The 13,600-nt window shown below is 41.0% G+C and carries 11 protein-coding genes; 7 read left to right on the forward strand and 4 right to left on the reverse strand.

The features are described 5' to 3' along the window. Positions 1 to 57: 57 nt before the first annotated feature. From BLQ81_RS01325 to BLQ81_RS01335, 3 genes are all read right to left on the reverse strand, one after another. On the reverse strand, positions 58 to 984 hold the full coding sequence (locus BLQ81_RS01325; protein WP_092728144.1) for an ArdC family protein: 927 nt from the start codon (positions 982 to 984) through the stop codon (positions 58 to 60). A 354-nt stretch (positions 985 to 1,338) separates the two neighbouring features. Next, on the reverse strand, positions 1,339 to 2,244 hold the full coding sequence (locus BLQ81_RS01330) for a toprim domain-containing protein (RefSeq protein ID WP_092728145.1): 906 nt from the start codon (positions 2,242 to 2,244) through the stop codon (positions 1,339 to 1,341). Positions 2,245 to 2,319: 75 nt separating this feature from the next. Further along, the gene (locus BLQ81_RS01335) at positions 2,320 to 2,523 is read right to left on the reverse strand and encodes a helix-turn-helix domain-containing protein (protein WP_092728146.1); all 204 of its coding nucleotides are present in this window, start codon (positions 2,521 to 2,523) and stop codon (positions 2,320 to 2,322) included. A gap of 303 nt (positions 2,524 to 2,826) precedes the next feature. Here BLQ81_RS01335 and BLQ81_RS01340 point away from each other — a divergent pair, with 303 nt between their 5' ends. The 6 genes from BLQ81_RS01340 to BLQ81_RS01365 all read left to right on the forward strand — a co-directional run bounded on the left by BLQ81_RS01340 (position 2,827) and on the right by BLQ81_RS01365 (position 11,167). Then, entirely contained in the window at positions 2,827 to 3,411 is a 585-nt protein-coding gene (locus tag BLQ81_RS01340; protein ID WP_175454140.1) for a hypothetical protein, read from the forward strand. A 161-nt stretch (positions 3,412 to 3,572) separates the two neighbouring features. Next, on the forward strand, positions 3,573 to 5,372 hold the full coding sequence (locus BLQ81_RS01345) for a type I restriction-modification system subunit M (protein WP_092728147.1): 1,800 nt from the start codon (positions 3,573 to 3,575) through the stop codon (positions 5,370 to 5,372). Further along, positions 5,369 to 6,637 carry a restriction endonuclease subunit S gene (locus BLQ81_RS01350; RefSeq protein WP_092728148.1) on the forward strand — a complete coding sequence of 423 codons (1,269 nt, stop codon included), beginning with the start codon at positions 5,369 to 5,371 and terminating at the stop codon, positions 6,635 to 6,637. Before BLQ81_RS01345 ends, BLQ81_RS01350 begins: the two co-directional genes overlap by 4 nt. Position 6,638: 1 nt before the next feature. Then, positions 6,639 to 9,647, forward strand: a complete 3,009-nt coding sequence (locus BLQ81_RS01355; protein ID WP_092728149.1) for a type I restriction endonuclease subunit R — start codon at positions 6,639 to 6,641, stop codon at positions 9,645 to 9,647. Positions 9,648 to 9,650: 3 nt separating this feature from the next. After that, positions 9,651 to 10,730 carry a hypothetical protein gene (locus tag BLQ81_RS01360; protein ID WP_092728150.1) on the forward strand — a complete coding sequence of 360 codons (1,080 nt, stop codon included), beginning with the start codon at positions 9,651 to 9,653 and terminating at the stop codon, positions 10,728 to 10,730. Next, on the forward strand, positions 10,727 to 11,167 hold the full coding sequence (locus tag BLQ81_RS01365; protein ID WP_175454141.1) for a type II toxin-antitoxin system death-on-curing family toxin: 441 nt from the start codon (positions 10,727 to 10,729) through the stop codon (positions 11,165 to 11,167). Before BLQ81_RS01360 ends, BLQ81_RS01365 begins: the two co-directional genes overlap by 4 nt. Positions 11,168 to 11,360: 193 nt before the next feature. Here BLQ81_RS01365 and BLQ81_RS01370 read toward each other — a convergent pair whose 3' ends face one another. Continuing rightward, positions 11,361 to 12,644 carry a tyrosine-type recombinase/integrase gene (locus tag BLQ81_RS01370; protein WP_175454142.1) on the reverse strand — a complete coding sequence of 428 codons (1,284 nt, stop codon included), beginning with the start codon at positions 12,642 to 12,644 and terminating at the stop codon, positions 11,361 to 11,363. 436 nt (positions 12,645 to 13,080) lie between these two features. On the opposite strand from BLQ81_RS01370, the gene BLQ81_RS01375 reads away from it, so the two are divergent. Continuing rightward, positions 13,081 to 13,545: a JAB domain-containing protein gene (locus tag BLQ81_RS01375; RefSeq protein ID WP_092728152.1), complete on the forward strand. Its 465-nt coding sequence runs from the start codon at positions 13,081 to 13,083 to the stop codon at positions 13,543 to 13,545. Positions 13,546 to 13,600 lie beyond the last annotated feature (55 nt).

The raw sequence follows: 13,600 nt of genomic DNA on the forward strand, positions 1-13,600 counted from the left end.
ACTATCTAATTGAAAGTAAACGCTCCAGCCCATTAAAGGTGGGCTGGAGCCTAGCCGTTATTCTGGCCGTAATTCCTTCAAGAAGCGGACAGCTTTTGTTGCCTGATTTGCGGCAGGAATAATCAAGCCTTTGTCGCTTTTCAAAGCTTCTAGCCAGGAACCAATATAAGCAGCATGGTTTGTTTTTTCTAGGGTATTAATCCCAAACTCTGCACAAAGGAACGCCGCTCCTAATTCTGCGACTAATTCTTCTTTGGCGTAAAGTTCCTGTTTATTGGCATTGAATTCGGATTTGGCTTTAAATCTATCCAATCGGCAATCGGCTCCTGACCAGTGGATCAGCTCATGCATGAGAACGGAATAATATCCTTCCGTGGCCGAACATGCTGGCGTATCCATAAAACTCAATAGATACGGCATTTGGATAAAATCCTCTTTCAGGCTGAAAAAAGCCTGCTCCCCTCCATGTCTGATGATGGCTTTTGTATTTTCTACAAAAGCATCAACTGCATGGATGCGTGATACCAGCGGTTCTTTTTTCTCATCTTGATCAGAATGAATGACATCTTCCCCGTTATAACTCTCTAATTGGCAGCGGTTGAAAACGTGGTATGTTTTGAGGAATGGGATTTTTTGCAATTCGTCTTGTCCCTCAACTTCTTTTTCCAAAAAGTCATAGTAGACAACCATTGTTCCTTTTTCGCCTTTACGAATGAGTTCTTTGTTTTCCGACCATTGTTTGAAAGTGGCCCATTCTGGTGATGCAAATTGCTTTTCATGGGCGGTGCACCACAAGAGCAAATTGTTGATCCCGTTATAGTGGTTTTTGGAAACGGTATTGTACGGAAGTTCCAATGTTGCCCCCTGACCTTTCCAAGGCTTGTACCAAGGAATATTTCCTTTTTCCAATTGGCTGATAATGCGATCTGTGACGACTTGGTGAATATCTTGGCGGGATTTTGTTTGAGTGATTGTTTGAGACATGGTGTTGTTCCTTTTCTCGATTGGTTGACGGTTACAGGTGATGAAAGACCGCAAGAAAAGTGACCTAACCGGCTGTTATTTTGGTGCGCGAGGAAGCCCGAAGGGCGGGGAAAATAATAGTTGGAGACGGGAATGCTTGCGGTACATCTCCTGTCCCAAAACCGTCTGCCTCGTTGAGAAAAGAACATGGAAAACCATTGTCCATCACGCCTTAAATCAATCGCCTGATATCTTCTAAAATCAGAGAGCTTTGAGCCTTTGGATTTAGGTATTCAGGGCAATAAAATATGGGGGCTGTTGGTTTCCTGTCCGTTTCCTGGCACCTATAGCCGGATTAGATCTGTTTTGTGGATGTCAGAGACCAAGCTTTTGCATGTGCCAGGCATTGACATCTTTGAAGGGTCGATACACCTCATTCATGGGCGTATGCACCATGAGGCTGTGTTCTTGCTTGAAAATATGTGTGAGGGCATTTTGAGCTTTGCGTCCCGCCTCATCATTATCCATCCACGTGTAGCCAACCGAATAGCCGTATTGGTAGAGGTAAGGTAGGATTTGGGTCATATTACTGACCGAGTTGAGGATAATGGTATCGTCTTGAAACGGTCGCCCTTCCAGTTGTGTAATGGCTGATAGATAATCCATCATCCCTTCAAAAATATGGATGCCAGGCGGCTTTGATTTCTGGCCTCGGATGAATGATATTGTCTTTGCCCCGACTGAGGCTTTGAAACCAGGCTTTGTCAATTCCAAGCCGCCATTTTCTGTATCCCAAGCTAGAGCCGTAATGAGCCGTCCCGTATTGGTGTTGAGGACACAAGCCTGTTTCAAGTAATGCTGGCCAAGAGATAACGGAATGCCTCGTCTGTGGAGGTAGTGAATTAATTGCGGCCTTGTGATGGGAGAAACATAATCCAAGGAATAAACAGGCTGTTTTTTGATTTCAGGCTGCTTTTCAAACTTCACAAAGACGACATTGCTGCCAATCAGACGATCCAGCCATTTCAAGGCATCGGATACAGAATTGGCTTGACATTGCGATTGCAAGATGGCCTGAGCCAATCGGACGGTATCGCCTCCGATGGCTTCGCCAAAATCAAACCATAAGTTTTTTTCATTGTGAACATGGAAGCTGGCGGTTTTCTCAGCTCGAAGCGGAGAGAGAAACCAGCTTTCTTGATTGTTGCAGCGTGTGGGTTTTAGACCGACACGGTTCAGGATTTCAGATATAGGAATAGCCTTAGCCTGTTCGATGTTCATCGAAGACTCCTTGTAATATCAAATGTTGAGTTAAGAGGTCGCTAGGGCTGAAGCCCTCACGGGGTCAGCCCAAGGCTAACTTTGTAAATTCCGCTGCATGAAGGCGTCCAAGTCAGATTTGCGGTAACGCACCGCACGACCGACTTTGAGCGGTTTGAGGTCATAGCGTTTGGTGCAATCCCAAACAGCCATGGTGTTCGGAGAAATGCCAAGATATTTGGCGGCAGTCTTTCGATCCATCAGTTGGTTTTGTGGATCATCTTGAAAATTGCGTGTCATATAAAAATCCTTTCCGTGCCCATATGAAACCCGTTTCCATTCCGAAACTAGGAATACAGTCCTTATATCACAGTAAATCGAAAACTGAAGAGGAATTTCATCCTATATTAAATAAATAGGTTTAGATAAGAAGGGTTAAAGACTGAAGAAATCCTGATACAAGAAATTAAACATCTGAATTACAATTAAATATAAAACTGACAAAAAGCTCAAGGCTGTGTACCAAACGAAGTGAACAGATTTTTGCATGAATTTTAAATGAAAATTCTATCACCTTGAAAGCTTCTGGGATATATTGGCTTTATGAAGACCTTGGAAAAGTTGAAAGGCCATTTGCAACGTGGAAACCTATATCGCCGCTCTGATTTAGAGCAGTGGTCAACAAGTGTGGACAGGCATTTGAGGCAATTGGTAGCTGAAGGAACTCTCCAAAAAATGTCTCAGGGTCTTTACTATTTCCCAAAGGAGACTGATTTCGGCCCAGCTCCCCCTGATGAAAGTTCTCTCGTTCAGGCTTTTCTTAAGGATGATAATTTCTTGATCTTCTCCCCAAATGACTACAACTCTCTAAGAGTTGGAACCACACAGCTATATAACAAAAGGATTGTATATAACCACAAGCGCCATGGTGAATTTGAGCTAGGTGGTCGGAAATTCTTTTTCCACATGAAGCCCAAATTTCCAAAGAAACTTACACCAGAGTTTCTGCTGGTCGATTTGGTCAATAACTTGGACACATTGGCCGAGGATCAAAATCTTATCCTATGCAATATTTTGATAAAGACGAAAATTCAAAACATCTCCAAAATGAAACAGAATGTGACAGCCTATGGGGGATTAAGAGCGAAGAAAATACTTTTGCCTATATTGGAAGAAACATTAGGCTAATAGGCTTTTTAATAAGTAAACTCATGGAGCCACCTATCCGATTTCATTCAAACTGGAAAGAAAAGACCTAAATCAAGCCTAATTAACCATTAATCATTTGGAATTTTTCCGCTACTTGGTAGAAAGGAAGAAGCTCACATTTTCAAGATTGAAGCATACGCATGAAAAATTTTAAGGAAAAAGCCGACCTGATCTGGAAAGTCGCCGACTTGCTAAGAGGTGACTACAAACAGTCAGACTATGGGAAGGTGATCCTACCTATGACAGTCCTCAGACGATTGGACTGTATTCTGAAGCCAACAAAAGATAAGGTTTTGAACTACCTGCCGAAGGTAGAAACCCTGAAAGAGGGCGCAAAAGACATCGCTCTCAATAAGATCGCAGGACATAGCTTTCATAATAGAAGCTCGTTTGACTTCGATAAGATTGTGGCAGATCCAAATAATGTTGCGGCCAACCTTCGGAATTACATCAATGGCTTTTCGACCAGCGCACGGGAGATCATAGAGTATTTCAACTTTGATGATCATATCGACCGTTTGGATGATCCAAAGGCAGATATCCTTTTTCGGGTGGTAAAATCCTTTCAGGAGATTGATCTTTCGGATATGGAGTCCATTGAGATGGGCTATACTTTTGAGGAACTGATCCGAAAATTTGCAGAACAGTCTAATGAAACCGCCGGAGAACACTTTACCCCAAGAGAAATTATCCGCTTGATGGTGAATCTCTTGTTCATCGAGGATATTGAAATCCTGACCATCGAAGGAATTGTGAAAACCCTATACGATCCAACAGCTGGGACTGGAGGGATGCTTTCAGGTGGGGAACAATACGTGAAAGAGCTTAACCCTAAAGCTGAACTCAAGGTCTTTGGGCAGGAAATCAATCCAGAGTCCTATGCAATCTGTAAAGCAGATATGTTGATCAAAGGGCAAAATCCAAGCAACATAAAGTTTGGAAATACCCTATCCAACGATCAGCTAGCAGAAGAGCAGTTTGATTACCAAATTTCCAATCCGCCTTTTGGTGTCGATTGGAAAAAGGCCGAAAAAACCATCAAAGCCGAATCAGACAAGAAAGGCATGGATGGCCGTTTCGGAGCAGGACTGCCCCGTATCAATGACGGTTCCCTACTGTTCTTACAACATATGATTTCTAAGATGAAGGATAGCGGATCAAGGATTGCTATTGTCTTCAGCGGCTCACCACTATTCACGGGTGCGGCTGAAAGTGGGGAAAGCAATATCCGAAAATGGATCATCGAGAATGACTGGCTGGAAGCTGTTATTGCCTTACCCGATCAGCTTTTCTACAACACTGGGATCAACACCTATATCTGGATTGTGACCAATCAAAAGTCAGATAAACGCAAAGGAAAAGTACAGCTCATCAATGCGACTGGTGCCAAAGACGAAGAGTTGGTCAAAGAAGGTGAATTGGAATTCAACCGTTTCTGGCAAAAGATGGACAGAAGCTTGGGTAACAAGCGTAAAAAAATCATCGAAAACGGTTCTGAACGAGGCATCGGGTTCATCACCAACCTTTACGGAAACTTTGAGGAAAATGAGTTCGTCAAAATCCTTCCAAATGAGTTTTTTGGCTATTGGCGAATTACCGTAGAGCAGCCACTAAAGGAAAATGGGAAAGTGGTAAAAAGTAAAGGACAACCCAAGCCCGACACTTCCTTACGAGATTATGAAAACATACCATTCTTAAAAAAGGATGCAGATGGCAATCTTGTACAACAAACTATTGAAACATACTTTGAAGAAGAAGTAATACCGCATTTGCCTGAAGCTTGGATTGACCACAGCAAAACCAAAGTTGGGTATGAAATAAATTTTACCAAGTATTTCTATGAGTTCAAGCCATTGAGACCATTGGCAAATATCAAAGCCGATATTTTGGCTTTGGAAGAAAAGACTTTGGAAACTGAAAAAACGGTATTGAACTCATGAGAAAATACGATAGATACAAAGATTCTGGAATTGAATGGATTGGTGAGATTCCGAATCATTGGGATAGCTCACGATACAGGTATTTCTATTTTTCCAATATGGGTGTTACTCTCTTAAAGGAGGATGTCAAGGAAGATGGAATTTTTCCCGTTTATAGTGCTACTGAAACAGACGTTTTATTCGGATATGTTGACGAAGCATCAGTAATATTAAATGAAGGTGACATTGTAATTCCTGCTCGTGGCAATTCAATTGGTCACATTAAAGTCGTGGCTTCACCATCAACTTCAACTCAGACGACTATCTATTCCAAAAAGATTAGTCAAAATATTGAAACAAAATTTGTGAAATATTTCCTTCAAGGGTTAAGAGAGCATTTGTTTCAGTTTGATAGGACTGCAATTCCGCAAATAACAGTAAATCAAGTGAAGAATAACCCTTTGGTTATTCCAACCCCCGAAGAACAAATCGCTATTGCCGACTACCTCGACAGAAAAACATCCGAAATGGACGAACTGATTGCAGACAAAAAACGCCTACTCGAACTCTACGAAGAAGAAAAAACTGCCATCATCAACCAAGCTGTTACCAAAGGCATTAACCCTGATTTACCTATGAAAGATTCAGGCATTGAATGGTTGGGGGAAATTCCAGAGCATTGGGAGGTGAAGAAAATTGGACATTGTGGTAAAATCGTAAGAGGAGGGAGTCCAAGGCCAACAGGAGATCCAAGATATTTTTTTGGTGACTATATCCATTGGATAACAGTTAAAGAAGTTACCAATGCAGTAGGGAAATATGTTGTAGGAACAGAAGAATATTTAACAGAAGAAGGAAGTAAGAATAGTAGAATAATTGAACCTGAGACACTTTTACTTTCTAATAGTGGTGCAACTTTAGGTGTTCCTAAAATCTCAAAGATTAGAGGTTGCATAAATGATGGCTCGGTAGCATTTCCAGAGCTAAAATCTTTTTTAGACAGAGATTACTTGTATTATTTTTTTGTTAGTCATACAGACATATATAGAGAACAAATGGCTGGTAATGGTCAGCCTAATCTGAATACAGAAATAATCAAATCTACATTTATTCCCGTACCATCAACCGTTCAAGAACAGACAGCCATTGTTGATTTTATTGAATCCGAAACTCAGAAAGTAATTGCTAAAAAATCAAAAACCGAAAAACTGATTGAATTATTAACTGAATATCGAACTGCTTTGATTAGTGATGTGGTAACTGGTAAAGTAAAGGTGATAGACTAATATGAGACTAACAACCGAACATACTTTTGAATCTGCCCTTGTACAATCCCTTACGGAGCAAGGAGGCTATTCCCTTGGAAATTCCGAAGATTATAGCCGAGAGCTTGGGCTGTTTAAGTACGATGTGATCCAGTTCCTTCAGCAGTCCCAGCCTAAGCGGTGGGAAAAGATCACTGCTATTCATGGTGCCGATGCTGATAATCGGGTTATTCAACGTCTTTATAAAGAATTGGATCTTCGTGGAAGTTTGGACGTTCTCCGTAATGGATTTGTGGATTATGGCGTTCGGTTTCAAATGGCATTCTTTCAGCCTGCCTCTGGTCTGAATCCCGATGCGATTGAACTGTATCAAAAGAATAGCCTGAAGGTATATCGGCAGATCTACTACAGTAGCAAAAATAAAAACTCGGTTGATGTGCTATTGTCGCTCAATGGAATTCCGGTAGCTACCCTCGAACTCAAAAATCAATTTACAGGGCAGAATGTCGGAAATGCACTCAAGCAATATGCTACGACCCGTGACAATCGAGAAGTTCTCTTTGCATTTAAGAAACGATCCTTGGTTCATTTTGCAGTGGATCAGGATGAAGTCTTTATGGCGACCAAGCTGGATGGAAGCAAAACATACTGGCTTCCTTTCAATAAGGGATACAATAATGGCAAAGGCAATCCCCAAAACGCGGGCGGGTATCGTACTGCTTACCTTTGGGAAAATATCCTCCAAAAGGATAGTTGGATGGAAATCATCCAGCGATTTGTTCACCTTCAAACCGAAGAGTTTGAATCAGAAGGCAAGATTTATAAAAAGGAAAAACTTATTTTCCCTCGCTATCATCAGCTCGATGCTGTCCGCAAAGTCAGTAGCGATGTTTTGGCTACTGGTGCTGGGAAAAACTACTTAATACAACACTCGGCAGGATCAGGTAAAAGTAATTCAATTGCTTGGCTCGCTTATCGACTGTCCAGCCTACATGATAGCCAAGATCAACGGATGTTTGACTCCGTGATTGTTGTGACTGATCGTAAAGTCCTAGATCAGCAATTGCAGAATACCATTTATCAGTTTGAGCATAAATCAGGGGTTGTTCAGAAAATTGATAAAGACAGTACCCAATTAGCCAATGCTCTGGGTTATGGCACCAATATCATAATCACGACTTTGCAAAAATTCCCTTTTGTAGTCGAAAAAGTCGGGGAACTTCCTGAGCGTAAATACGCAGTAATTATTGATGAGGCGCACAGTTCTCAGGGAGGTGAAGCCAGTAAAAAGCTGAAAGAGGTTTTGGCCGCTAAATCACTGGAAGATGCGGCCGATGCCGAGTTAGATGATGATTACTCAGGCGATGATTTTGTAAGAGAACAAATCGAGAAATCGGCCAAAGCTCGTGGGAGCCAAGCGAATATTTCCTTTTTTGCATTTACCGCTACGCCCAAATACAAGACACTTCAAGTTTTTGGTGAAAAAGACCAAAATGGGAAACCGAAGCCTTTCCACCTTTATGCCATGCGGCAGGCCATTGAGGAGGGCTTTATTCATGATGTGCTGCAGAACTACACGACCTATGAGCTATACTTTAAGCTGACTAAGGCGATACTAGACGATCCCAAATTCAATAAGAAGAAAGCTGCCAAAGCTATTGGCAAGTATGTTTCTCTTCACCCGCATAATCTGGCTCAAAAAACGGAAATCATCATTGAGCATTTTCGGGATATTGTATCCCAAAAGATTGGAGGAAAAGGCAAGGCGATGGTCGTGTGTGGCTCTCGATTACACTCCAAGCGGTATTTTGAAGAATTCAAGAAATACATCAAAGCAAAGAAGTACGACAAAGAGATCAAGGTGCTAGTGGCCTTCTCAGGCAAAGTTATAGATGATAATTTTCCTGATGGGGTTTCCGAGCCAGAATTGACAGGATACAAAGAGAAAGAACTGCCGGAAGTATTTGATAAAGACGATTACAAAATCCTGATTGTAGCGGACAAGTATCAAACGGGATTTGATCAGCCCCTACTCCACACCATGTATGTGGATAAAAAGCTCTCTGGAGTCAAAGCGGTTCAGACCCTTTCCCGATTAAATAGAACATGCCCTGGCAAAGAAGATACGTTTGTACTGGACTTTGCCAATGATCGGCAAACGATCCTGGATTCCTTCCAGCCTTACTATGAGGTGACTTCTGTCAAAGAAGAAACCGAAATCAATCACCTATATGATCTCAAGGGCAATTTAGATAAGTTTCAGGTGTATTGGGATCAGGATATTGAGGCCTTTGCCAATGTCTATTTTGATCCCGCAACCAAACTTAATAATGCCAAACAGCAGAAGTACCTGTATAGCTTTACCGATCCTGCTGTAGATCGTTTCAAAGAGATCCCTGAAGAAGAGAAACAAGACGAATTCAAAAAAGGCCTTCGGACGTGGACAAACCTTTATGCGTTTCTGTCTCAAATCATGCCTTTCATAGACCCTGAATTTGAGAAGTTTTACGCCTATGCCAAATTGCTTCAGACCCGATTGCCTAAGAAAGAATTGTCCGATGCCCTACACTTGGATGATGAAATAGCTTTAGAGTACTATCGCTTGCAGAAAATCAAAGAAGGATCCATTGATCTTGAGAAAAGCAAAGATGGCGAACTCAGCGGAACGACTGAGGCAGGATTAAAACGGCCTAAAGACGAAGAAGCCCTCCTTTCTGAAATTGTTACTGTCCTGAATGACCGTTTCGGGACTGAATTTGAAGAAGCGGACAAGCTATTCTTTGATCAGATTGAAGCGGAGTTGATGGATGATGAAACCCTGCAAACCCAAGCCAAGGTCAATCAACTGGATACTTTCAAGTTTGCCTTTGAGGACAAATTCATCGATAAAATGATTGGTCGAATGGATCAAAACCAAGAGATCTTTGAGAAAATATTAGAAGACAAGCTCTTCGGTGATTTGGTCAAAGAGATAATGATGAAGAAGATTTATAAGCAGTTGAATGATTCAACCGCACAAAAAGGACTTTAAAAAATGACTAGAGACCTGACCCAGTCGGCAATCGACAGACAAAATATTCTGAATAATTCTCAGGCCATTGACTCAATCCAAACCAAACTTGGATTGTCTGGTCTGAATTATAATGACGAATATAAATTTACCACAAAGATGGTAATGGACTTTTATGAGGTTAGTCGAGCAACGATTAGCCGCTATATTGTTAATCATCAGGAAGAATTATCTCACAATGGGTATCAAGTCCTAAAAGGACAAAGGTTAAAAGAATTCAAATCCTTATTTGGCCATTTGATTGCCCCCCATGACGACAGTTCACAGAGTATCACTGATGATACTCTGTCAGATCAAGTTATTGATAATCAATACCTTTCTAGGATTAAAGCTCTTGCGGTATTCAATTTTAGAGCTGTACTAAACCTTGGAATGCTTCTCACAGAAAGTGAAAAGGCAAAACAAGTTCGAAGCCTATTACTCGATGTTGTCATTGACACGATCAATAAGCGCATTGGAGGGTCAACAAAGTATATCAATCAAAGAGAAGAAGATTTTTTGATTGCTATTGCACGAGAACCGATTTACCGCAAAGAGTTTACTAGCGCATTGAGTCAGCATTTGGAAATGGGGCCTGTAAAATACAGTATTTATACGGATGCTATTTATAATGCGATCTTCAAAGAGAATGCGAAAGAATACAAGGCAATTCTCCGGCTGGAAGAAAAAGATAATCCAAGAGATACAATGTACGCCGATGTACTAAAGCTTATAGCCTCTTTTGAAATAGGCTTGGCTGATGAAATGAAGGAGGAAGCCACTCGGATAGGAAGAAAGCTTTCACCTTCAGAATTAAACTTGTTGATAGATCGCTTTTCTAAAAAACGTCAATGGATTCCGTTGATAGAGGATGCCAGAGCAAAAATGGCCTCTCGCGACTATGGTTTAAGAAATATTATTCATCAACGCCTCCAAAATTATATTGGCGCATTAAGCCATGATGACTACACCAGGTTTTTGGGTGACCGAAGTAAAGATCTCATAGACAGAGTTTTGGAAAACCCACAACTGATTGATGTTTTCAAAAGATTGAAAGACAGATGAGTATTGATTTTCAATATTTCACGGTGGAGTATGCCATTGAAGTTCACGACAATATTGTCAGGGAATCAGGGGGATTTTTTGGTGTAAGAGATAGAGGACTCATTGAAAGTACCCTTGAGCACATGAAAAATGACTTCTATTATCCTGAGATAGAGGATAAGCTCACTCATTTATTCTATTCGATTAACAAAAACCACTGTTTTAATGATGGTAACAAACGAGCTTCTTTAGCACTTTCTGTTTATTTTTTATATCTAAACGGCTTAGAAATTCTCGCTGAAAAATTTATCTTGACGATGGAGAATATAGTTGTTGATGTAGCAAACAATAAAATTGATCGTGAACTCCTTTATGAAATTGTGCAGTCTCTTTTGTATGAAGAAGATTTTTCAGAAGAATTAAAGCTTAAGATAATCGACGCAAAAACTATAAGTTAACAAGATTTTTAATATCAGTAATAAGGTTACTTTCTCGCTAAACACATTACTGAGAATAAAGCACGTTAGAAAGTTTGTCACAAATTTTGACAAGATTTGTGACAAAACTAAAAAAATACACAGTTAGCTTATTAGCCGCAAAAAATGCGGTGAATAAACCCAACATTCACCGCAAAGGGTATTTTTAGGCCACTTAGCCGAACATCACAGCTGTAGCCTTTTCGATTGAATCCCGTACTGGATCGAGGTTTAACCGTGCATAGACTTGTGTTGAAAGCGGGGATTTGTGCCCCAAACTCTTCCCAATGATCTGAAGGCTTGCTCCGGTTATCGCCTGGTAACTTCCAAAAGTTCGGCGGATATCGTGCAAGTGCAGGTCATTCAGCCCTATAGGTAGAGTAATGTTTTTCTTCTTCGCTGCTCGCTGGATTTTTTTGAATTCGTCCTCTGTATGTTTGTAGTTTAGGGATTTAATATTCCCATCCGTTACCATTTCAGAATACATCGGATCATCTTTCCACATGTACATCGTAGCTAGTTGTAAGAGCTTTTTCCAAGGCCGCTTGAAATTAGTCAGTGGCTGATCTGGGAAGTCATCACTTGGGAACACCCAAGGGCTATGGGTTTTTGATTTCCGTGTTTGGAGAATTTCCATCGCCTTACCAATTAGTGGCACTTTTTGGGAGTCGCCGTTTTTGGTCATTGGAATTGTCCAGACTTTCATTTCCCAATTTATCTCCTCCCAGCGCATGTGGAGGGTATTTGTCCTTCTTGCGCCCGTAAGTAGAAGCATCCAGAAATAGTCTTTGACCGTTTGGTTATGCTCCGCTTCCAGAGCCTTCAGAAGGTAAGGCATCTCATTTGGTAGAACAAAGCGTTCCCGTGATTTTTCCTTGTACTTTTTAATTCCTATGGCCGGGTTGGTTCCTTCCCATCCCCACTCGATAGTTTTGTTATAGATATGGCGGATGCGTTCTAAAAGTCTGTTTGCTTGGTATAGCCCATTTTCATCATGGACTTTTTCTATCAGTCGCTGAATTTCTGCTTTAGAAATACTTCCAATCCGTCTCTTGAACCAATGCGGAAGAAATTTATTGACTTCACGTTCATCATATTTCCAGGAACGCTTTTGTTTCTTGCTATACCGTTCCATGTACTCATTGAAGGCCTGACCAAATGTTTTATTCATTTCACGGGCTTTTCTTTTTTCCTCGTGCGGATCTTGACCCATGGCAACAAGGCCTCTGGCTTCATGGAATTTCTTTCTAGCCTGCTCAATGGTCAGATCAGGGAAGTTGCCTAGCACAATTCGGATATCTCTGCTGTTGATCCGTTTTCTTGCAAAGAAGGTTATTTTACCCTTTGAGGTAATATAAAGGGACAGCCCTCTTTCCTTTTCATCGTGGTAATAAACCTTGCCTGATTTTGGAACTTCGAGAGATTGAATGGATGCTTTTGAAAACTTGATTATGGTCAACTTTTCCTCCGTTCTGGTGCCGCGCTGGTGCCGCACTGGTGCCGCAAAATGTGGTTAAAATAGTGAATTTCAGTAAAGCACAAATTGCCCAAAATTGAAACTAAATATCTGTTATATATACAAAGAATAAGATCCATAAACCTTAATAAAAGTGCCTTTTTTTTGGCTCATAACCTGAAGGCCGCAGGTTCAAATCCTGCCCCCGCAACCAATAAAATCAAGCACTTATATCACCTTCATACAACCCACTCAAAACCCTGGTGCCGCACTGGTGCCGCATTTTTGAGAAATTTTCTTTCATGAAATAGCAATATACTTTCAGTAAATACCCGAGCTTATTTCTTATAAACAGGCTTTTGTGCCGTCAAAATTCCTAAGAATGACCTGTCTCGACTCAGCTATTAAGAAACCCCTGTGTTCACAAGTGAGGGTTTGAATGGCTGAATTGGATCTTTTTCGAGTTGCGGAAGTAGAGCTGGTCTATCGCTCCAAAGTTCCAGCTTCTGAACGCCCTAAAGTGAAATGCTCCAGGGATGTCTATAGGCTATTCATCGAGAACTGGAATCAAGACAAGATTGAATATCTTGAGGAAGCCAAGCTACTTTTGCTAAGCAGAGGATCTGGAGTTCTGGGTATTTATAATTTGTCATCTGGTGGGACTGCCGGAACAATCATTGACCCAAAACTTGTCTTTGCTGCTGCTTTAAAGGCGAATGCCCACTCTATTATAATTTCCCACAATCACCCTTCTGGCAACCTTCAGCCAAGTGAACAGGATATCCGATTAACACGCAGAATATATCAAGCTGGCAAAACTCTGGATTTAGAGTTACTAGATCATTTAATCGTTTCAAACCAAGGATACTACTCTTTTGCTGATGAAGGCGTATTGGGATTATAACATGTCTTTTACAATGCTATTTTTAGCATGAGAATTCATTGGGCTCATGCTATTA

The sequence above is a fragment of the Algoriphagus alkaliphilus genome (assembly GCF_900103735.1).
In the GTDB taxonomy this organism is placed as follows: Bacteria; Bacteroidota; Bacteroidia; order Cytophagales; family Cyclobacteriaceae; genus Algoriphagus; species Algoriphagus alkaliphilus.